This window comes from uncultured Vagococcus sp. (assembly GCF_963518325.1).
GTDB lineage: Bacteria > Bacillota > Bacilli > Lactobacillales > Vagococcaceae > Vagococcus_D.
Genome location: NZ_CAUQJB010000006.1, coordinates 83,987 through 105,804 on the forward strand (window position 1 = coordinate 83,987; position 21,818 = coordinate 105,804).

At 38.4% G+C, this 21,818-nt stretch carries 21 protein-coding genes; 3 read left to right on the forward strand and 18 right to left on the reverse strand.

The genetic code is table 11. From position 1 onward, the window contains the following. Positions 1–4 precede the first annotated feature (4 nt). The 4 genes from aroF to RWN13_RS07590 form a co-directional block, all read right to left on the reverse strand. Positions 5–1,033, reverse strand: a complete 1,029-nt coding sequence (gene aroF / locus RWN13_RS07575; protein WP_314061876.1) for a 3-deoxy-7-phosphoheptulonate synthase — start codon at positions 1,031–1,033, stop codon at positions 5–7. Positions 1,034–1,057: 24 nt separating this feature from the next. Further along, positions 1,058–1,918, reverse strand: coding sequence for a shikimate dehydrogenase (aroE, locus tag RWN13_RS07580; protein ID WP_314061877.1), 861 nt, complete (start codon positions 1,916–1,918; stop codon positions 1,058–1,060). 508 nt (positions 1,919–2,426) lie between these two features. Beyond that, positions 2,427–3,683 (reverse strand): MFS transporter, encoded by a 1,257-nt coding sequence (locus RWN13_RS07585; RefSeq protein WP_314061878.1) that lies wholly within the window; start codon positions 3,681–3,683, stop codon positions 2,427–2,429. A gap of 66 nt (positions 3,684–3,749) precedes the next feature. After that, entirely contained in the window at positions 3,750–5,039 is a 1,290-nt protein-coding gene (locus RWN13_RS07590) for an ectonucleotide pyrophosphatase/phosphodiesterase (RefSeq protein ID WP_314061879.1), read from the reverse strand. Between the two features lie 155 nt (positions 5,040–5,194). Between RWN13_RS07590 and RWN13_RS07595 the strand changes: the two genes are divergently transcribed. Beyond that, positions 5,195–5,824, forward strand: coding sequence for a nitroreductase family protein (locus tag RWN13_RS07595; protein ID WP_314061880.1), 630 nt, complete (start codon positions 5,195–5,197; stop codon positions 5,822–5,824). A 52-nt stretch (positions 5,825–5,876) separates the two neighbouring features. Here the strand turns inward: RWN13_RS07595 and RWN13_RS07600 are convergent, their stop codons facing one another. From RWN13_RS07600 to RWN13_RS07635, 8 genes are all read right to left on the reverse strand, one after another. Then, the gene (locus RWN13_RS07600; RefSeq protein ID WP_314062005.1) at positions 5,877–6,257 is read right to left on the reverse strand and encodes a VOC family protein; all 381 of its coding nucleotides are present in this window, start codon (positions 6,255–6,257) and stop codon (positions 5,877–5,879) included. Between the two features lie 332 nt (positions 6,258–6,589). After that, positions 6,590–7,204: a TetR/AcrR family transcriptional regulator gene (locus RWN13_RS07605; RefSeq protein ID WP_314061881.1), complete on the reverse strand. Its 615-nt coding sequence runs from the start codon at positions 7,202–7,204 to the stop codon at positions 6,590–6,592. Continuing rightward, on the reverse strand, positions 7,201–8,016 hold the full coding sequence (locus RWN13_RS07610) for an ABC transporter permease subunit (protein ID WP_314061882.1): 816 nt from the start codon (positions 8,014–8,016) through the stop codon (positions 7,201–7,203). The genes RWN13_RS07605 and RWN13_RS07610 overlap by 4 nt, the downstream gene beginning before the upstream one ends. Before the next feature lie 10 nt (positions 8,017–8,026). Continuing rightward, positions 8,027–8,902 (reverse strand): ABC transporter ATP-binding protein, encoded by an 876-nt coding sequence (locus RWN13_RS07615; RefSeq protein WP_314061883.1) that lies wholly within the window; start codon positions 8,900–8,902, stop codon positions 8,027–8,029. A gap of 237 nt (positions 8,903–9,139) precedes the next feature. Continuing rightward, entirely contained in the window at positions 9,140–9,898 is a 759-nt protein-coding gene (aroD, locus tag RWN13_RS07620) for a type I 3-dehydroquinate dehydratase (RefSeq protein WP_314061884.1), read from the reverse strand. A gap of 31 nt (positions 9,899–9,929) precedes the next feature. Further along, positions 9,930–10,805: a shikimate dehydrogenase gene (locus RWN13_RS07625; RefSeq protein WP_314061885.1), complete on the reverse strand. Its 876-nt coding sequence runs from the start codon at positions 10,803–10,805 to the stop codon at positions 9,930–9,932. 23 nt (positions 10,806–10,828) lie between these two features. Beyond that, positions 10,829–12,877: an FAD-dependent oxidoreductase gene (locus RWN13_RS07630; protein WP_314061886.1), complete on the reverse strand. Its 2,049-nt coding sequence runs from the start codon at positions 12,875–12,877 to the stop codon at positions 10,829–10,831. A gap of 164 nt (positions 12,878–13,041) precedes the next feature. Beyond that, positions 13,042–14,262, reverse strand: a complete 1,221-nt coding sequence (locus RWN13_RS07635; protein WP_314061887.1) for an MFS transporter — start codon at positions 14,260–14,262, stop codon at positions 13,042–13,044. Between the two features lie 232 nt (positions 14,263–14,494). On the opposite strand from RWN13_RS07635, the gene RWN13_RS07640 reads away from it, so the two are divergent. Then, a complete protein-coding gene (locus RWN13_RS07640; RefSeq protein WP_314061888.1) occupies positions 14,495–15,382 on the forward strand; it encodes a LysR family transcriptional regulator in 888 nt (295 codons plus the stop codon). A 39-nt stretch (positions 15,383–15,421) separates the two neighbouring features. On the opposite strand, the gene RWN13_RS07645 is transcribed toward RWN13_RS07640, so the two are convergent. The 3 genes from RWN13_RS07645 to RWN13_RS07655 all read right to left on the reverse strand — a co-directional run bounded on the left by RWN13_RS07645 (position 15,422) and on the right by RWN13_RS07655 (position 18,469). Continuing rightward, complete coding sequence (locus tag RWN13_RS07645) at positions 15,422–16,645, reverse strand: MFS transporter (protein ID WP_314061889.1); 1,224 nt, start codon at positions 16,643–16,645, stop codon at positions 15,422–15,424. Positions 16,646–16,723: 78 nt separating this feature from the next. Further along, complete coding sequence (locus tag RWN13_RS07650) at positions 16,724–17,590, reverse strand: shikimate dehydrogenase (RefSeq protein WP_314061890.1); 867 nt, start codon at positions 17,588–17,590, stop codon at positions 16,724–16,726. Between the two features lie 15 nt (positions 17,591–17,605). Then, positions 17,606–18,469 carry a sugar phosphate isomerase/epimerase gene (locus RWN13_RS07655; protein WP_314061891.1) on the reverse strand — a complete coding sequence of 288 codons (864 nt, stop codon included), beginning with the start codon at positions 18,467–18,469 and terminating at the stop codon, positions 17,606–17,608. A gap of 238 nt (positions 18,470–18,707) precedes the next feature. Between RWN13_RS07655 and RWN13_RS07660 the strand changes: the two genes are divergently transcribed. Further along, the gene (locus tag RWN13_RS07660; RefSeq protein ID WP_314061892.1) at positions 18,708–19,601 is read left to right on the forward strand and encodes a LysR family transcriptional regulator; all 894 of its coding nucleotides are present in this window, start codon (positions 18,708–18,710) and stop codon (positions 19,599–19,601) included. A gap of 44 nt (positions 19,602–19,645) precedes the next feature. On the opposite strand, the gene RWN13_RS07665 is transcribed toward RWN13_RS07660, so the two are convergent. The 3 genes from RWN13_RS07665 to RWN13_RS07675 form a co-directional block, all read right to left on the reverse strand. Further along, positions 19,646–20,479 (reverse strand): SDR family oxidoreductase, encoded by an 834-nt coding sequence (locus RWN13_RS07665; protein ID WP_314061893.1) that lies wholly within the window; start codon positions 20,477–20,479, stop codon positions 19,646–19,648. A 184-nt stretch (positions 20,480–20,663) separates the two neighbouring features. Further along, entirely contained in the window at positions 20,664–21,119 is a 456-nt protein-coding gene (locus RWN13_RS07670) for a DUF1801 domain-containing protein (protein ID WP_314061894.1), read from the reverse strand. A gap of 54 nt (positions 21,120–21,173) precedes the next feature. Further along, entirely contained in the window at positions 21,174–21,812 is a 639-nt protein-coding gene (locus RWN13_RS07675; protein WP_314061895.1) for a Vat family streptogramin A O-acetyltransferase, read from the reverse strand. Positions 21,813–21,818: the final 6 nt, after the last annotated feature.

The following is a 21,818-nucleotide window of genomic DNA, read 5'->3' on the forward strand; positions in this document are numbered from 1 at the left end:
CCCCTTAAATTAATTTAATAGCATTAACTTTCTTCATCGCTTCTTCAATGATGTGAACTTGCTCCATCATATTTAAGTACGTTTTTTCATTTAATGACTGTTGTCCATCAGACCAAGCTTTAGCAGGCTCTGGATGTATTTCGACAATTAAACCATCAGCTCCAGCAGCAACCCCCGCAATCGCCATTTGAGGCACGTAATCCCAGACACCAACACCATGGCTTGGATCCACAATAATAGGGAAATGACTTAATTTTTTAATCACAGGAACGGCACTTAAATCCAAGGTATTGCGGGTAGCTGTTTCGTATGTTCTAATTCCACGCTCAACGAACATAATATTAAAATTCCCGCGATTGGCAATGTATTCTGCTGCATTCAACCACTCATCAATTGTACCAGAAATCCCACGTTTAAGAGCAACTGGTTTACCTGTTTTTCCTATCGCTTCTAGCAGCTTGAAGTTTTGCATATTACGCGCACCGACTTGGATAATATCTGTGTATTTGCAGACTAATTCTAAGTTAGCTTCGTCCATCACTTCAGTAATAACCTTCATATCGTACTTATCAGCCGCTTCACGGATGTATTTCAAGCCTTCTTCTTCCAATCCTTGGAAAGCGTAAGGAGACGTTCTCGGTTTAAAAGCACCTCCACGTAGGACAGTTGCTCCGCCTTCTTTTGCTATTCGTGCACATTCCATAATTTGATCCAAACCTTCGATGGAACATGGACCCGCCATCATAACCATACTTCCGTCTCCGATTTTTAACCCGTCCACGTCTACGACAGTATTTGCTGGGTGAAATTCACGACTTGTCAATTTGTATGAACAGGTGATTTTAACTGTCTGTTCAACTCCATCATAACTCTTAAAACCAATATCTTGTGCGCCGCGGGTGTCGCCGACCAATCCGATAATCGTTTGTTCTGTACCCTCACTCAAATGGACATCAAGTCCTTCTTTTTTAATTCTTTCAATTACCACATTTACTTGTTCTTTGGTTGCATTTGGTTTCATAATAACGATCATTTATGCCATCCTCCATTTATTATACTATATTTTTTTTATTGCTGAACGAACTACTTCAACAGGCATCGGCTGGCCAGTCCACAATTCGAAAGCTTGCGCTCCCTGATGCAGTAACATCCCTAACCCATTTACCGCCTGACAGCCTTGTTCTTTTGCTAAAGTTAATAATTTTGTTTCTCTTGGTTCATAAATAATATCGGCAACTGCTAAATCTGATCGCAGCCAACTACCATCTGAAATCAAACAGCTACCTTCATTTGGACTCATGCCAACACTGGTCGCATTGACCAGAATATCAGCTATCGCTATTTCAGCTTCAAGCAATTCTTGGTTTTCAATTGGCAACAACCTGATGGGACAAGAAGTCTGCTTGGCAATTAAGGCCAAACGTTCTTCAACCTGACTGTAACTACTACCTGAGCGATTAAATACCACCACATCTTTTGCCCCGTCAACAGCAGCTTGAGCGATAATTGAGATTGCTGCACCACCACCCCCAAGAAAGACAAATGATTGATCAATAATCTCGATTTCTTCATCACGTAAACTTTGCATAAAACCATATCCATCAGTATTATAGCCAATTAGCTTTCCATCTCGATGAACAATCGTGTTAATAGACTGAACTAAGTGAGCTACCTCCGAGGCTTCATCAACTAATTCGTAGCCTAACTGTTTATTAGGCATTGAAAGGTTGACTCCCATCAGATTGAAAGTCTTAACCGTTTCTAATGCCTCTGCCAGATCCTCAGTACCAACCTCAAAAGCGAGATAAACAGCATCTATTCCCAACTCCTTAAAAGCCGTATTATGTATCAAGGGTGAGATACTGTGTTTAATCGGTGTGGCTAAAACTGCTGCCAACTTTGTTTCACCAGTTATCATACTAAAAACCTCCTCTCTAGCGTAACTATGATTGTTTGAACATGTTAAAAATAAACGAATGCTTCACACCGTTTAGAATTCCTTGTCTATTGCTTCATCAAAGCTAAAGCATTGTGAATCAATAGAAAAAGACGTTTACCGTTGAATGTCATCTACGGTAAACGTCTCTGTTGGTTAGGTAAATAATTATCCTAGTTAACAAAAATATAAAAGCCACCGTAGATTTTCATCCATGTGGCTTGGTCATTTCAAAAATCCCTTAGCCATCATAGATACAAACTTGGAATGTTTGCACCCATAATGTTTATGGCTACAAACTTATCTAAAATAGCTAAAGTAATAATTATTTAGTTTTGCGTTGGTTGTTATTAATTTCATAATTATCACTCCATCTGTTTTTTTCTTTCAAATAAGAATTGCTCTAAGTATAGCCTTAAAAAAAATCATTGTCAAACACTTTTTATATAAATATGAAATTATCTTGAAAACTATTTTTTATCTATTCATTCTAATTGATCGCTCTGTCTCCCTCTGGCTTGACTTCTGGCACACGATAAAACATAAGACCACCCACGATAAACAACACAATCAGACTGGCAATTCCATACTGAGATTTCCCGGTAATTTGGGTCATCACTCCGAAAATCAAAGGTCCTAAGACAGCAGAAAATTTACCGAAAATATTGTAAAATCCAAAAAATTCATTAGAACGATCTTTGGGAATAATTCGCGCAAAATATGAACGACTTAATGCTTGAATACCTCCTTGTGACGTCCCAACTAACACACCTAACAGCCAAAAATGTATTGGTTTAGACATAAACATGGCTAAAATACAAATAACAATATACACTCCAATTGCAAATAAGATCATCGGTTTTGTGCCAAATTTTTTCGCAAAATAACTGTAAAGAATTGTAAAAGGAAATGCCACCACATTAACCACTAATAAAATAATGATGAGTGTGGTCGAGGTAATCCCCATGTCAATCCCAAAAGCAGTCGCCATGGTGAAAATAGTATCGACACCATCAATATAGAAAAAATAGGCGATTAAGAAAAACATGATGTGGCGGTATTTTCTAATATCTTTCAAAGTCTCACCAATACGCTTCAAACTAGTTCTGACAGGTGTTCTATCCCGTTCTATTCCATGTACCTGATGAACCTTCTTGAAAAAAGGAATTGAAAATAATAACCACCACAAAGCCGTTAAAACAAAACTCAATTTTGTAACAAACTCTGCACCTAAGGGTTCAGCACCAAATATCTGTAGTAACATCACAACCACAAATAACAAAGCACTTCCAATATAACCAAAACCATAACCATAAGAAGAAACTTTATCATTTCGCTCATCAGTCGTCACATCTACGAGAAAACCATCATAAAAAACATTAGCTCCTGAAAATCCGACATGAGAGATAATATAGACGATTAACAATGCGACCCAACTATGATTTGGCACAAAAGCCAAAGCTAAAGTCATAATCATGCCGCATATAGCAAAAATATTAAATAATTTCTTTTTTAATCCTTTATAGTCCGCAATTGTTCCTAGGATGGGAGCTGATAACGACACAATTAGAGTGCCAATTGAAGAGGCATATCCCCAAAACGCAGTAGAATTTGCTTCTGAAATACCACTATTACCAGCTACTACTTTAAAATATATTGGCAATAACGCCGTTACAATAACCAATGAATAAGCCGAATTGGCCCAATCATATAAAATCCAACTTTTTTCTTCCTTAGTAAACTTCATTCATCTCTCCTTAATTGTGACCTGCTAAAACTTAGGCACACTTATCTCACTAAACGGACTGCTTGTTCATTTAAAAATATCCATTATAACATTGCCATCAACCGCCCTAGGGAATCGAGTCAGCTCTAAAATCTTAGCAAAAGTTGGGCCTTCGTCCACAAGTTTTGCACTCAGGATTGTATGTCCAGCCTTAATCCCAGGCCCTTTAAACATAATAGTTGTTTGGTAATTTTCTTTCTTCGGCGAGAAACCATGAACCGCCTTATAACGATTTGGCAAACCAATCTCATCGTCCTCAACCATTTCAATCGTGGGGCCTTGTGATTCATCGTTAAAATAATAGCCTCGCTTAGCTTCCACCATAAAGGTACAATTACTCGCTCCCCCTTGAGCTTTGACTTCCTCAGTTGTATAAATAACTTCTACGCCTTCGACAGACTCAATGACATCGCGAATATCTTTAGTAGCAACTGGGGAATCACGATTACAATATATATAAGTCGAACCGTCACAACTTTTAGCGAAGACCTGCCAACCGCGTTTCGTAGTCCCTAGCTTTCCTGCTTCCTGCCAGCCACGTGAAGCAAATTCGTGATTTAAACGAATCATTTTTGATACGTCAATTTGATAATGATCTCCGAGTATCGCAAAAACAGTCTGATCATATGTCCCCGCTTCTTTGGTTGCGTCGATGATTGCTTTAACTCGTTTATCTTGCCGTAAAAAGGCATCTTGGGCCTCTGTCGAGCGAACACCATGAGCATGGCGTTGACTATCCATGTCAACTAGATGGATCAATGTTAAATCAGGTTGTTTTGATTTTAACGTTTCAACGGCACAAGCCGTAACAAAATCATCCAAAAAAGGCTGCTTAATACCTTGGCGTAATTTGCCAAATTTTCGATTCATTTCAAACAAAAATAAAGGAGAGCTAGCTTGTAAAGAAACCAGTACCTGATTATTCCAAATCCGATTAGGGAAAATTTCCGCGATGTTGTAATCAACCTTACTCTTAGCAGTGACAGGCCATAAAAAAGCAGCAGTCTTTAAGCCTTGCTCATGCGCCACGTCATACAATGTTGGAACTTGAACATCTTTTCTGTACCAAAACCAATCAGGCGAAGTCGCCTCTGGCTGCAATTTAGTGTTGTTAATAATACCGTGGGATTTCGGATAGACACCTGTCACGATACTCGTATGAGATGGATACGTTAACGACGGATAAATCGGCTCTACTTCCTGAACATGGGTTCCTTCTGCTTTAAAGCTTTCTAAAGTAGGAGTCATGGACAAATCACCGACTAAATCCTCTGCTCCCATAGCATCAATGGAAATTACCACTAATTTTTTTTGCATTTTCACACCTACTTTCTAATGATATTATAACAAATTATTGTATTATGGGGCTAAGATTAACTTGGAATCCATAATTTTTTTATAAATTGTGATAAACTTAAACTATGTAAGTACATCAATGACTTATTATAACAATTGAAAGGTGAGGATTTATTGTGTCCAAAACTACGTCAATCGATGATATTATGCTTGGGCGGAGGTCCATCCGCCAATATGACAAGCGAAAACGAATTTCTAGAGATGAATTATCAAAAATTTTAACGGAGGCCACTAGTGCTCCGTCTTCATTAAATATGCAACCGTGGCGCTTTGTCATCATTGAGTCCACCAAAACCAAAGAAAAGATTAAATCCTTATTAACGTTTAACCAAATTCAATGTGACACTTCTGCCGCTTTGATTTGTATTTTTGGTGACCTACAGCCCCAGTCAAATCTGGCTAAAATTATGCAAGGATCTGTTGATCACGGATCCATGACGCCTGAAATTCGTGACCAGCAAATCGACAAAATAACTACTTACTATCAAACCGCCTCACCCGAACACATCAAAAATACCCTTCTTTTAGATGGTGGTTTAATTGGCATGAACCTAATGCTAGCTGCTCGTAAATACGGCTACGACACCTGCCCAATCGGCGGTTTCGAAAAAGACCAGCTAGCAGACGCTTTAAATTTAGACTCTGAGCGATATCTCCCCCTGCTAATTATTTCCATTGGCAAAGCTGCCGAAGAAGGGTATCAATCCTACCGCTTGCCAATCGCTGATATAACAGAGTGGCAATAAAAAAAGAAACAGACGGATGGTCTCACTAAAATCAACCCTGTCTGTTTCTTTTTTATTTACAAGTAAACTGCCAAGTGACACCAAATTTATCCGTGACCCAGGTTGCCAGTTTAAAATCACCAATTGGCATCGGTCCCATAATGATAACACCCTCTTTTGCAATCGGATTAAAGACTTTATAAAATTCCTCTTCCGACTCCATCTCACTGTACAAAGAAATCCCCCACTCAATAGGAACCTCATTCCCCGCGCCCATGTCTAAAAAATATAAATCAAGCCCATTTAGTTTTAAATGGCCATTCATGAGTAATTCAGGTTGATCTGGATAAGCAACACTTGATACAATACTAGTATTCGGGAAAACACCTACATAATAAGCCATAACATCTTTTGCCTCAGTCGGAAATGTTAAAAACGGAATAACTGCTTTCATCAACTTTCACCTCCATTTATAGTGTTATTTTTGAATAAGGAGGAACATGTTACATCCAACTAATTCCATACCTATTGACTATGCGCCCCATTTTACCATCCTAAAGCTGTTCTTCAAAAGACATTGTAATCGTGGCTTCTCCAGAGTCTAGAATTTTCTGAGAGAAGTCATCGGCCTCTTTGACAGCTAGAGTACTTCCTTCACATGTTTGAACGCCAGATAAGGGTAACTTTTCACCATTAAATCGCCTTCTTTCTTTAATTTTTTAATTAATTATACTATCATTATACGTCCAAATCAAAAAATAGCCTACTATCATGAATTATCACTTGTTAAGTTTCTATAAACCCATTCTCTAAAATGCGCATGTACGCTTCAGACCGTTTCAAAATATCATCAAAAAAATGTAAATCATTGACTTTTTCTTGCCCCATCATAGATCGTGCTTCTAATTCAATTTGATTAAAAGTCATTATAACTAGATGGACCACATCTTCTTTATTAACAGATGCCTTAATTGGCATTTCCCGAAGGATTTCCGAAACTAGTTTGAAATGCTGGGTTCTTGTCACCTCAATGTAACTCATGACTTTTTCATAAAGCTCATCAGGTAAACTTTCCAAATTTCCATAAGCATCTAAGAGCAATTGCATCTCCTGAGGATAGGTCTCCGCCATTCGAAACTTCAACTTCATGGAATAATCAAATAGTGCCAATAAGCTATCTCTAGGGAAAAGCTGCTGATTCAGCTCGGCCGACAATCGGTCAATCGCAAAAGCGACAGCTTCACCATAAAGATTTTTTTTAGATTGATAATAATGAAATACCAGACCTTTGGAGACTTGAGCTTTCTCCGCAATTCCATCGGTTTTGGTTTTAAAAAAGCCATGTTCAGCGAACTCTGCAACCGCCGCTTCAATAATTCGCAGGCTTTTCTGATCTCTCATATTTGCAAGTCCTTCCGCTTGTAAACGAATAATGTTCCAACTAACGAAAGAATACTAATCACAACCAACCAAACAATCAGAGTTACATCAAGACCTTTCGCCAATAAGTTAGCTGGGCCCCCTTGAGACATTGGGGATATATCTTTAAAAAAACTGAGCTTTTCTTGCAAGTCACCAAGAATCCCAAGTAAATAAAAACCGAAAACCAATCCCAAAGAAACACTCGTACTTTGGTTAACAGAACGCAGAATGCTAGATATAAAAAAGCCCACTGCCAAAAAGAACAATAAAACAAAAAACTCAGGAATGGCTATTTTTGCCAAATCGTTTAGTATCGACTTAACAGTTGTATCGGTATTATTAAAGAATGCAATGGTACTAAAACTAGCACTAAAAGTAATTAGCCAAAAGACGATTATCATACTAGTTCCTGCTAAAAATTTTTCTAGGACGATGCGCACACGACTGACTGGCTGGGCATATAAAAATTCAATGGTACCGTTTGATTCTTCTTTAACTAAAGCTTTGCTGCCTAACATCGCTGCATAAATACTTGCGGCGATAAAGATATACTGAAAAACGTACCCAAAATAACCAACTGGTTCTAGAAGGCTAGGACCATCATTTAGATGAAAGATTTTCAGCATATTTTCTGGTAATCCACCTAATTTTGTATCCAACATATCCTTCATGGCACTTGTTTGCATGGTGGGAAACACACTCATAAACAGAACTAACACCAACACAATGATACAACTCCAAAGAATTAGCCCTTTGCGGCTCGTTTGCCATTCCATTTTAAAAATTGTCATTTTTCGCACCTCATTCATACATTGATAAAAACTTATCTTCTAATTCTAACTGGTGAATCATAATATCCATAACATCCTGTTGAGCTAAATAGCCAAATAGCTCACTAAGAACCCCTGTAAAAAGAAAGACAAAGGTATCTTCTGTTTGGCTAAGTAAAGTGCCTCCCAGTTTTTCAATGTCTGCAATCTGGACCGTCTTACTAGTGACAGTCACTCGCTTGCCATCTCCAGCTCCCTTATGAATGGTTTCTACAGCGATGATTTCTCCGTTTTTAATAAAAGCCGCTCGATCACAACGTTCTTGTATCTCGTGTAAATCATGACTGGATAAAAAGATGGTCATCCCTTTTTTTCTTTTTTCTTCCAAGGCTTCAAATAAACGGTGCTGCATCATGGGATCAAGCCCATTTGTTGGTTCATCCAAAATCATCAGTTTAGGCTGTTGCATTAAAGCTGATACAATGGCGACTTTCTTTTTGTTTCCCAAAGATAATTCTGAAATCTTTTTATGAGGCTCAATATCAAAACGTTTAAGATAGTCGTTGATCATTTCGGAGCCATTGTCAATTTGATGAAACTCCGCCACATAATTGAAAATATCCTGAGAAGTCATTCCCTCATAGTAACGAACATCGCTAGATACATAAGCGGTCATTTCTTTAATTGCGACACTGTCACGGACACAATCCAAACCAAAAATTTGAGCTTCCCCATTGGTTGGAAAAATCATATTCAAGAGCATTTTAATCGTCGTGGATTTCCCAGCCCCATTTGGCCCAATAAAACCAAAAATTTCGCCTTCCTCGATTTCCAAAGAAATTTGGTTAACCGCCTTTTTCTCTTTGTAGTGTTTGCTTAATTGATTTATTTCAATCGCTTTAACCACCGTAACTCCTCCTTATCTAAAACTGCGCTGAATAATTGACTGATTGGTCAACATGAATTCTACACCCGATTGACTGACTGGTCAACTAAACTCACCTTTTTGTCAATAAAAGCCACCACAGTAGCGGTTAAACAAGAAAAAGCTTGCCTCCTCCTTAAATATGGAAGGTTCAAGCTTTTTAACAATTCATTTAACTAAATTAGCAGTAAACTAGGAAAATAGATGAGCGTTGCTAATTTAACCATGCCAACTGACGGTTTCTAATAACTCTGCCAACTGACGGGTAGGTAATTGACCAGGAGCAGAACTCTGCTCAGCAGCCCCGAAAGTAATGGCAGATCCAAAAATTTCGCCAAAAATCCGACTGACTAATCCCAGTTGTCCCATTGACATCGTGACAATTGGACGATCTGTTTGCTGTTTCATTTTATTTGTTGCCTGCAATAAGGTCAAAACATCCTCAGGTGTTTGAGGCATTACCGCCATTTTACAAATGTCCGCTTCCCTCTCAACCATCATCCTCAAACGCTTGACAATTTCATCTTGGTCAGGTGTTTGATCAAAATCATGATTACTCATAATAATACTAATCCCTTTTCCTTGGGCTTCTTTAATAATCTGAGCTCCTGGACCATCAGCCATGAACAATTCTAAATCAAGCATATCCAGACATCCTTTTTCAATAACTGCCCGATACAACTCATAATAGGAATCTGAATCAAAGGCTCTTGCCCCTCCTTCGTGAAGAGTTCTAAAGGTCAATAATAAAGGGGTATCAGGTAAGAGTGCAGTTAATTGATGAGAAATATCAATCACTGCTTCGTAATTATCCACTTCATCAAAAAGATCCAACCGCCATTCAATGATGTCACAAGGCAGATTTCTTAACTTTTCAGCTTCCTGGTGTATTTCCTCAATGGTTTTCCCAACGATCGGAACAGCTATTTTCGGTTTTCCTTCACCGATTATTAACTCTTTTAACTTAACCACTTTCATCATCATCACTCCTCATAAGTTTCGTCTCTACTTAATCAAACAATAAATCTCGAATATAGTCAACAGGCATTTCTTCACCTGTGAATAATTTAAACGCTTCTGCACCTTGATAAAGCATCATCCCTAAGCCATTAATGGTTTTTTCAGCCCCATGCTCACGAGCAAACTTTAATAATTTAGTTTCTTTTGGAATATAAACAACATCAAAAACAACTAAGTCCGAACGAATCATATTGGGGTCAGTAATCAGACTTTCTGATTCAAGAGGTTTCATACCGACTCCAGTTGCATCGATATAAATACGACTTTCCCCAATGGAAATCTTAAAAGCTTCTTGATCTGCTAAGTCTGTCACAGTGGCCAGGCAATTAGTATGTTGATTGATTTTATTGACCGTTTCTTCTGCATTGAGATAATGGTTATCCTGGGCGTTAAAAATTCGTAATTCCTTTGCCCCATCCAGTGCAGCTTGAATCGCAACAGCAGTTCCAGCGCCACCAGCGCCAGTTAAGGTAATGACCTCACCTTTTATCGATACACCTTCTTCTATTAGTGCACGCATAGCCCCAGTGCCATCAGTAATGTGTCCTACCAGGTGACCTTTACCATCTTTATTAGTTACCGTGTTAACTGCCCCTACTAAAGCAGCCGCCGGTGACAACTCATCTAAATAAGGTAAAATGGCCTGTTTATTAGGCATTGAAATATTAGAACCTCTTAACCCAAGAGCTCTAATACTTTGAACTCCATCAGCTAATTGCTCATTTCCGACTTCGAATGCTAGATAAGCATAATTCAATCCTAGTTTAGCCATAGCTTCATTGTGCATGGTTGGCGATAAACTATGCCGAATCGGGGTAGCCATTAAGCCTATTAATAATGTTTCTCCATTTAAACGTTCTGTCATTACGATCATCCTCACTTTATCTATTAGTTTCTTACGAGACGTTTTCCTTGCTCACAGTACCCTTTTTGCATTCGACTTGTTTCCAGAACGTCAATCACTTGTAAAATATCACGTGCTTCCCTGGTTCCCTCCATAATGCGTCGAGCCACTCTACTATCACCAATATTATGTATCATAACGCCATTTTCGCGAGCATATTGAGCTAATTCCACCATCAGTGGCGCCTCTGCACGCATTCCCAAACAAACAAAACCTAAATCAAAGGTTAGTTCCACTATCTCTCCGTCGTGTTCGACCATAAAAGACTGTTCCTTAACACTCTTTAAGCGGGTCTCAAGATGAACGGTCACATCATATTTGGTAACAATTTCCATCATGGCTTGCTTTGTAATTAAATCAAGATCCTTGCCTAATTCTTTCTGCATCTCAACAATTGTGACCTTTTTAGCTCCACGTTCTGCATAGTACTCGACCACATCAAGACCAACAGCACCACCACCAATAACCACTACTTCTTGACCTTCAAAGACTTGAAAATCCGCCATATTGTCTAATAAATCGACGATTGAAAACACGCAGCGATTGTCGTTTTCCAGCTGTTCCTGAAGCCCTTCAATTGGTGGCAATAAAGGTTTTGCTCCAGTGGCATTCACAATAATATCAGGATTCCGTAATGCGATGTCCTCGATGGTTGCCGAATGATTCATATGAATCACCAAGTTATCCAGTTCTTTGGACCGATTAACCTGATACCTAACAAAATCATCAATTCTTTTTTTATCAGGTAAACGGGCAATTTCATGAGCTAAACCGCCTAAGTAAGTCTTCGCTTCAAATAACTCAACATTTACACCAACTTCAGCCGCTGTTGCCGCCGCTTCTAAACCAGCAGTCCCACCACCAATAACTACCATTTTTGTTGAATGAGTAACTGGTTTTAATTTATAAGCATCTTCCTCGTACAAGTCTGGATTGACGGTACAACGAATCGGACGAGCTTTAGCAATACGGTGATCCGCACACCCAATATTACAAGATAAGCACTGTCGCAATAAGGCTTCTTGACCATTTTCTACTTTACTGACCCAAAAAGGTTCGGCAATTAAGCCCCTTCCTATTGCGATTAAATCGGCGTGCCCACTCTCAACTATATCAGCCGCCTTTTGAGGGCTACGGATATTTCCCGAAGTCACCGTTAGTTTATCAGGATAACGATCCTTCACAGCCTTAGACATATAAGAGCGCCACCCATCTGGTAAATTCATCTTATCAATCTGATATTGTAGACTGTCATTTAATGCCGCCGAGACATTTAAGATGTCAACTTCATCAACAAAATAGTTTAAGATATCCAAGGTATCTTCTAAAGAGTTGCCTCCTTCCAGCAATTCATCTGCACTAAATCGTAAAGAAATAGGGAAAAATGGTCCAACCGCTTCACGCACAGCTTCCACCACCTGCCGAGTTAAGCGTGCACGATTTTCAGCAGAACCTCCAAACTCATCTGAGCGCTTATTATATAATGGTGATAAAAACTGACTTAACAAATAAGAATGTCCTGCATGAATTTCCACACAATCAAATCCGGCACGTTGGGCTCTCAAAGCTCCTTCAGCATAATCAGCAACAATGTGCTCCAGTTCTTCGCTCCTTAATGGTCTTGGAATCGGATTGCCTATTTTCGACGGTATATCGGATGAGGACACCGCTTGTCTACCATTCAAACGCAGCTCATACGCTGAAGCCCCAGCGTGATTGATTTGAACAGATGTGCATGCGCCATAAGCATGCATTTTCTCATTAAACTCCCAGAGTCCTGAAATATATTGGTCGTTGTCCATTCGCAATTGCCTAGCACCATTTGTACCCATTGGATAAGCAATACAAACATTTTCCAATGTAATTAAGCCCGTTCCCCCTTTAGCTCGTTGCTCATAATAACTCAACTGTTCGCGGCTAAATGTTCCGTCAACGTTAGCAAAGTTAGTCCCCATTGGTGGCATAACTATTCGGTTCTTCACGGTCATTCTTTTAATGGTTAGTGGTTCAAATATAGCTTGATACTTACTCATGATTGCCTCCTATTATACTTATTATGTTTTTCACAATCAATTCACATTTTCATTTTAGAAGAAAAAACCGATAAATACAAATGCATAATTCACCAAATTCCAATAAATATAATTCATATATTGAGGTGTAAAAGAAGAGAAGGCAACGACTTCTCTTTTACAGATTACGTGGCTTCAATCACAAGGATTGGTTCCATGATTTTTTTATACCGATAATTTACTACGAATGCAGCTAAAACAGCTATACCAGTTAAGATAATGTTGTACCAAAAAATATTAGCTGTACGAGTCGTTCCCAAAATCCCCGTAATATAAGGCGTAATCATAACCGAAGCGGACGTGGCCAAGGAATAGTAGCTCGTTGTTTTCCCTTTACGTTGAGGAAATAAATCTAATAAAATAGCTAATCCGATTTGCCAAATCCCTCCTGCAGCAAAAATCCCTACCCCTGCCGATGCGATAAAAAACATCGGAACACTTGGGAAAACCGTCATACCAATCAACAAGATCAAGGACATTAAGCTGCCGACAATCAGAATTAAAGTCGAACTGACACCTCGTTTAACCAACAGCGAGGTAATGAAAACAGATATAAAAGAGCCTAGGCTATAAACACTGACAAAAATCAGACTATCTGCCTGACTGACTAGCTTTAAACTTTCAGCAAATTTAGGTATCCACAAAATAAAAATATTAAAGGTTGAAACTGACGTAAAGCTAAAAATAAGTAAAGCAATCCCTTCTATCTTAAACAAAGGTTTGTGAATACTCTGTATTACTTCCCTTACCTCAGGCACTTCCTTAGCGTTTATTAAAGGCGGGAACTCTTTGCGGGAAAGGTATACTAAATTAAATGCCAGACAAACTGCACAACCAATAAAAACCCAACCAAAATACATCTGATTAGTCAACAGCCAGCGTGTGAAAAATGGCAAGATAAATTGACCAATTGAAATAAACGCTTTATTTAAGACACTCAGAGAACAATTATCTTTCTCACTAGGAAAAGCTTCCACTAGAGTTGGATAGGTACTTGTGTCCAAAAAGGCATTACTAAAACCACCGAAAAGCGAAAAAAATAATCCCTGCATGTAATTTTGACTAATAAGCATGCCTAAAAAAAAGACAAAATAACTAATGACACCAATTTGAACGGTCTTTTTGCGACCAAATTTATCTGAGAAATACCCGGCAAAGTATAAAATAAGAATACGACCTAACCCAATTCCACTCATCACAAGAGTTACTTCCTGTAAGCTTGCGTTCCAAACCGACATTAATGCCGGCAAGTTTTGTGCTAAAATAATGGCGGCCATGCCCTGAAAAATAAAATTAGTGTACATTGACCCGATTAAAGTGGTGTACTTATTTTTTACTAGTCTCATAATCTTTTCTCCTTAATTAAAGCACCTTTGTTTATATTTAAGGGGCTTATTTGTCAATAGCTATTCTTTTTCAGCCCAGACACTAAAAAGTTTTCGTTATCACTTCGACATGTTCATTTTTTCACTATCAACTTCATCCTTAATTTACCTGATAAATTAATAAATCTCTAATGCTTTATTTCCGTAAAACTGATAAACTGTATTTATCAATTAATAAATCGGAGGTATGACGATGAATTTAAGACAATTAGAATACTTTAAAACCTTAGCTGACCTTCAGCACATGACCCAATCAGCTGAACTACTAAATACAACCCAGCCCAATCTTAGCCACTCCATGTCTGAATTAGAAAAGGAACTTGAAGCTAAATTATTTGAAAAAGTCGGACGAAATATTCGCCTTACACGGTACGGTAAATTTTTTTATCAATATGTGGCCAATGCACTAAACGAGTTAGCAAACGGTGAACAAGCTCTCAAAGAACTTATCAGTCCCGAAACTGGCACAGTAGATTTAGGTTTTATCTATACGGCCGGCTCATACTTAGCCCCAAGTTTAATCAAACATTTTAAAGCACTCCCAAACAATCAGCAGATCCGCTTTCATTTATCTCAAGGGAATTCGTTTGAAATGATTGATTTATTATTGTCAAAAGAAATCGATTTAGCCATTACTTCTAAAATCAAAAATAGTGAACAACTGGATTATACAGTTTTAGCAGAACAAGAAATAGTGCTTGTTACACCCTTAGATCATCCACTGGCAAACAAGGATACCATCTGGCTAAAAGAAACCAAAGGCTGCGATTTCGTCCACTTTAATCAGGATAGCGGCTTGCGCCCTCATATTGATCAACTATTGAAAGAAGTCAATGTCGTCCCACGTATTACTGTTGAGGTGGAGGAAGATCACACGATGCTAGGATTTGTCTCACAAGGCTTTGGCATTGCCTTGATGCCACGAATCCAGACAATTAACTCCTATGATGTCAACATCATTAAACTTAAAGATGATCTTATTCCTCGCTATATTTACTTGGCTAGCCTAAAAGGGCAGGAATTAACGGCAGCGACGTTAAAGTTCAAGCATTTTATTCTTGCCAATACCTTTACTTCTTAACGACCTACAAAGTAAAGGTATTGCAGAAAGCAGATACAATTAAGAAACCTGTGCTGATTCAATCGGATGTTTCATTTTTAAATTAACATAAACTGCTAAGAGGATGCCAATAAACGTTATGATGGCATTGAACAAAAGAACATATTTCGGTCCGTTAATACCTCCTGCTTTAGTAATGATGCCCGCAATGGTTAAAATAATAAAGTTAGCTAAACTTGAGGCTATCATTACAATAGACGTCATTTTCCCTTTGTGATCAGGGAACATGCTGACAGCAGTTGAAACTGCTACTTGCAAGACGCCTCCTGCAGCTGCATAACCTAAAACAAATCCTGCGATAAGCGTCATAGTTGGTGTTTGAATAAAATAAGTCACAAGTAGCATGACAAAAGATATCGTAGGGTATAGGATTAATACTTTTGTGGCATTTAACCCTTTGCTAATCAGAAAAGCTGTTAATAAAATCGCCACAAACGTTCCTGCTGAATAAAACGATTGGATTTTCGAAGGATCTGCTAGACCATACATCTTACCTAATTCCTGATTACAATTCAGCCACAGTTGAAAGGTTGATGTACAAGTAAAGCCGATCATAACAACAGCAATCGTTAACAAATTAAACTTAATTTTACCATTTTTGACTTTCGTTGTCCCCTCTTTTTTCGAATTTTCTGTTTCCTTTTTAGGGAAAGGTAAGATGGCAATTAACACACCGTCTAAAGCAATTAAAATCGTTGCAACTATAAATAGTGTTCTGAATGACATTCCCATTGCCGTTACCATCCCTATGAAGAACGGCAGTAAGAACTGACCAATAGAAATGGAGAACTTAGTAAATAAATTAGCAACCGAGCCATTTTCTGGAAATATCTCCAAAACTGACGGCGTAACACAGGTATCTAAAAATGAATTGGCTGCCCCACCAATTAAAGCAAACCCGTAGGCAATTTGCATAGAAGGTGAGAACGCCACTCCTATAAAATAAATCGTGTACAATCCTACGCCGATTAATCCTGAGGCCCGCCGACCAAAGCGATCAGATAACGGACCGGAAAATGGTAAACTAATCAAACGACCTAATCCAAGAGCCGCAATCACACCTAAAACAGCACTCACGTCAAAAGAACCATCAGTTATAGTAGTAGCTCCCCAAGCACCTGCGAAATCCTGTTTATACTGTCCAATAATCGATACACCAATCCCATGAATAAAATAGGTAAAATACAATGAAAATGCAGTTAAATAATACTTACTTTTAGCCATTTTTCTCTCCTTTTAAAAGCTCTTCACTTCGTTTCCATAATCTCTATCCCTAAGTGATAAATCAACATACATATTTTATTATGAAAAATACTTTGCTTCTACTTCTTCAACTGGCATTTCCATCCCTGTATATAACTTAAATGCCTCTGCTCCTTGTCTTAAGAGCATTCCCTTACCGCCGATTACGTTACACCCTTTTTCGGCTCCATCTTTTAATAATCTAGTTACTGCTGGATTATAGATAGCATCCGCAACAACCAATCCCGAATGGAAGACACTGGTATCTTTGACTGGCGTGTCAGAATCGTTTCCCATGCCAACAGTTGTCCCATTGATTAGCAAGTCTGCCTCTAAAATACTTTGTTTAAGTTTGATTTTATCGGCCAAATCAGCTAAAGAAATATGACAATTAGGAAGTCTATTCTTAATCTTTTTCACTGTCATTTCTCCATTATGAAAGAACTCATCCTGCTGATTAAAAATAGTAATGGACTCCGCACCTTCCAAAGCTAACTGAACTTGAATAGCCGTAGCTGCACCTCCAGCGCCTAAAACAACGATTTTTCTATTTACTACGTCTACACCATGAGCTCGCAAGTTGGCAATAAAACCTTGCCCATCTGTAATATGCCCCGTTAATTTGCCTCCTTCATTGACAATCGTATTAACTGCCCCAACCATTTCTGCGGCCGGGGACAGTTCATCTAAATACTCAACAACCGCTGTTTTACATGGCATTGTCACATTACAGCCACGCATATCCAAGGTTTTTATCGCCTCAATCGCCTTGTGCAATTGCTCTACTTTAATATCAAAAGCCAAGTAGGCATAATCCAAGTTTAGTCGCTTAAAACTATAATTATACATAGCGGGTGAACCAGAATGCCCCACTGGACTCCCGATTAACCCTAATAATCCTGTTGTTCCTGAAATTCTCGCCTCCATGATGTCCCTCTTTTCCTATTGTAATAACTCAGGCCATGCTTCATTAATCACTTTAATACTGGTTGCATAATTTTGAGCTGCTGACTCTTCATAGCCAATCGCCAATATTGGATCGGAGATTACTTCTGTCCCAATCACTACAGGTTCTATCCCGTGTTCCTTAATCGCTTTCAGGAAACCAACCGTATCTCCCCAACCTGTGCCAGGACTTAAACGATCGTGCATGGATTCTTCTCGTAAAATCATTTCTGGATAGCGACGTTCCAACACATCACAAATTTGCACAGAAATAAATTTCTCTTTGGGAATACCAACTAAATCAGCCCCAGTTTGATTTGCTCTAGCCCAATGCCACGTATCTAATATCAACATCCCATTTTCACAACCTGCTAAATTAATAATTTCCCAGGCAGCAGCTAAATTAGGAACACCACTATAAGGCATAAATTCCAAACCGATAATTAACTCCTTTGCTCGATGGCACAACTCTTTGAAAGCTTGCGTTAATACATCTTGAGAATGTTTCTCCATTAAGCCGCAGTTAATATGACCAACATTAAAGAGACGGGCCATATGAAACACCGTTTGTTCTTTAAATTGCTGTAATAGAGTTTCAGGTGTTTCTTTTGTTTTATTCGGGTCTGCCCACAACGTAATATATTCTACCTCGGACACCTTCATTTGATTTTCTTCAAGGATTCGCAACATATCTGCATCTGAATACCCCTGTTTAACTGCCAGCATGTATGTCTCTGCTCTTAAACCAATCCCTTCAAATCCAGCTTTTTTAGCTGTTTTAACCCGTTGTTCAAAATCAATCTCCATCCCTAAAGTGTATGAACTAATTGTTAATGGGACCTGTTTTCCTGCTAAATTCATGGTAAACTCTCCTTTTAATAAGTTAAATTAGTTACCCCTCATAGATAACCACAATCAAGTGTGCACAGCCGTCATGTGAAGTTTTTATCTATCTATATCTCACATACTATACTCAGTTTTACTTAGCGTCTAATTGTTTTTTTTAGGAAAACTATAGTTAAATCGAATAGATTGGCTTGTGCCTCCCCATTCACTTTGTTATTATGACAGTATCAAGTATTACAAGGAGCTGACAACTATGAATTTACATCACTTGCGCTATTTTAAAACTTTAGCCACTCTTCAACATTATACGAAAGCTAGTAAATTGTTAAACATTACACAACCCAGTTTAAGTAATGCCATCGCTTTACTTGAAGATGAATTGGGCGTTCGACTTTTTGAAAAAGAGGGTCGTAATATCGTCTTAACGAAACAAGGAAAGGTATTCCAGGGATATGTTGAAAAATCATTAAATACCTTAGACACTGGCATCAGCACCCTTGATAAAATCAGCCGTGGTTTTGGTCGAATCGAATTGAGCTTTCTGCAAATTTTAGGCACTTCTTTTGTTCCAGAGTTAGTTCGTGGCTATCTAGCAGCTAACAGTGATAAGGAAATCGATTTTAGTTTTCACTCAGGCGTTACTAGCGAAGTTATAGCTGGTATCAAAGATAGACGATACGACATTGGATTTTGTTCCTATGTCCAAGAAGAAAATGATATTGATTTTTTCCCAATTGCCTCTCAGGAACTCGTCTTAATCGTGCCTTTAGATCATCCTTTAGCTCAACAAAAAACCGTTGATTTAAGAGATACGATTGACTATCCATATATCGCATTCTCCCAATCAAGCGGCTTAAGACCCATTGTTGACGATTTATTCAAAAAAATAAATCAAGATTATCACATTCAATTTGAAGTCGAAGAAGATCAGGTTATTGCCGGTTTTGTCAGTCAAGGGTTCGGTATCTCAATTGTGCCTGATATGCCTTTACTGGACTCATTGCCCTTAAAAAAAATTGACCTAGTGAACTTGAGTTGGGAAAGAATCTTTTATTTAGCCATTCCCAAAAATATTTATTTGCCACCAGTTGTCTATCATTTTAAACAATATGTACTTCAACATACCTATTACAAGCACTTGATTTAACCTAAAAAGCCGATTAGCTTGTCTAATCGGCTTTTTGTACTATTCTAAGGATTTTTATGTTGTTCTATAGCAAAATTACGACGGCCACCTGGTCTTGGAACTAAATCTCCAAGCATGACATTATAGCCACCCTCTACAGTCAGCTCAGCACCGTTGGAATAATCAGAACGATTGCTAGCCATGTACAAAACCGCATTGGCAATATCGATTGTTTCCCCGATTCGGCGATTCGCCGTCATTCGCTTACGACCTGATTCCACATCCTTGTCCTCGTAAAACTTTTTAGAAAGTGGTGTTTTAACAAAGCACGGTAAAATGGCATTACTGCGGATGCCAAACTGCCCCCACTCGGCTGCAATTTGTTTGGATAACATACTGACAGCTGCTTTAGTTGAACTATATGCGCCACTGTATGTTTCCGGACTTTTTGAAGCAATGGTTGAAATATGAACCATTCTACCAGATTTTTGTTCGATCATTAAACGACCAATCCGTTGCGATATCAAGAAATAACCTGTCAAATTAACATCGATAGTCAACTTCCACTCATCTAATGGTAAGTCTTCCAATGGGCAAAATTTTAAAATTGCCGCAGTGTTCACTAATACATCACAGCGACCAAAAGTTTCTTTCACCTTTCTGACAAGAGCATCAACAGCTGCTTCACTAGTGGTATTACAGGCCACGCCAATCGCCTTAATACCAAATTCTGTTACTAATTCCTCAGCATATGCTTGACATTTATCGCCATTTAGGTCCACTAACACCAAGTTAGCTCCTTGTTTAGCAAATTCTTTACAAATTTCTGTTCCCATGCCGCCAACAGCTCCCGTTATCACACAGACATTGCCTGATAAATCCAACCATTCTTTATCCATCTCTATTTAATGCCTCCCCTTCTTGTTTATACCTTCACTATAGACTAGCATCAACAATTTGACTAATTGCTTTTTTTTTTATATCTATAGCTATTGCCTATAAGTTTTAGTAGAAACTTGGAAGTAGCTTTCGAGATTGATTTAAATGAAAAAAGAGTGGCTCTGAACTCCCACTCTCTCTGCACTATTTATTAGTTAAGTTTGCGGCGCCCTCTTCGTAGAGCTTAATCCACTGATCCACACTAATTTTCCCCACTAATTCGCCAATCAAGTCGAAAGGAATATGTTTAACATTACTCATGCGAATACAACTTCTACCCATGTTTAATTTTGTCGGAACTCGTTTTGCATATTCCTCTTCAAACCAGGTCAATAGCTCTTTATCAGCATATATTCCCATATGATACAAGGAAATATAGTTCTTTTGTGCTGCCAAACTGATGAATGGCAAAGGCTCATCTTGACGATTTAAATAACCTGCAGGGTATCGGCTTAAAGGAACCACATAACTGGGCATGCCATACTGCATCACTAAATTAAATCCTTTTGGAAGATTATCATCAATAATCTTGGCTAACTTAATATAATCTTCTTGCCATTTTTCGGGAATATGATGAATATACTCGGAAATTTCTGACATTACTCTCTCTCTCCCTTACACTTTTATCACCAGTATATCAAAATGAAGTGATGATTAGCCAGAAAAGGGCTTAACTTTCATTAAAGAAAGCAAGTCACCATGAGCAAGTAAGCCAAGATGTTCTGTAATCTCTTCAATTGGCCAATTCCACCAAGCTAGACTCTCCCAACCTTTAATTTCTTCATCACTAAAACGTTGTTTAATCAGTGTGGCTGGATTACCGCCAACAATTGTATACCCTGGCACATCTTTAGTTACCACAGATGACGCTGCCACAATGGCACCATTCCCAATCCTAATGCCGGGCATTATCGTAACATTCATACCAATCCAGATGTCATTGCCAATCATTGTATCGCCTTTCAGTGGCAACTCATCTAAACTCGGCGTTACAGTCTCCCATCCCTTGCCAAAGATGTTAAAAGGATAAGTTGAACCTGACATTCGGTGGTTAGCACCATTCATAATAATCGCTAAGCCTGAGCCAAAAGAATTAAACTTCCCAATAATCAATTGATCACCTAAAAACTCATAGTGATGCTGAATGCAGTCAGCAAAACTTTCCCCAGCTTTAGCAGAATAATAACTGTATTCACCAATTGTCACATTACTTCTATTTAAGCTATTTTTAATAAACTGTAAGTCCTTATTGCCAACAAGCGGAAAAAGCTCATTTGGATTTGGTCCATTCATCTGTTA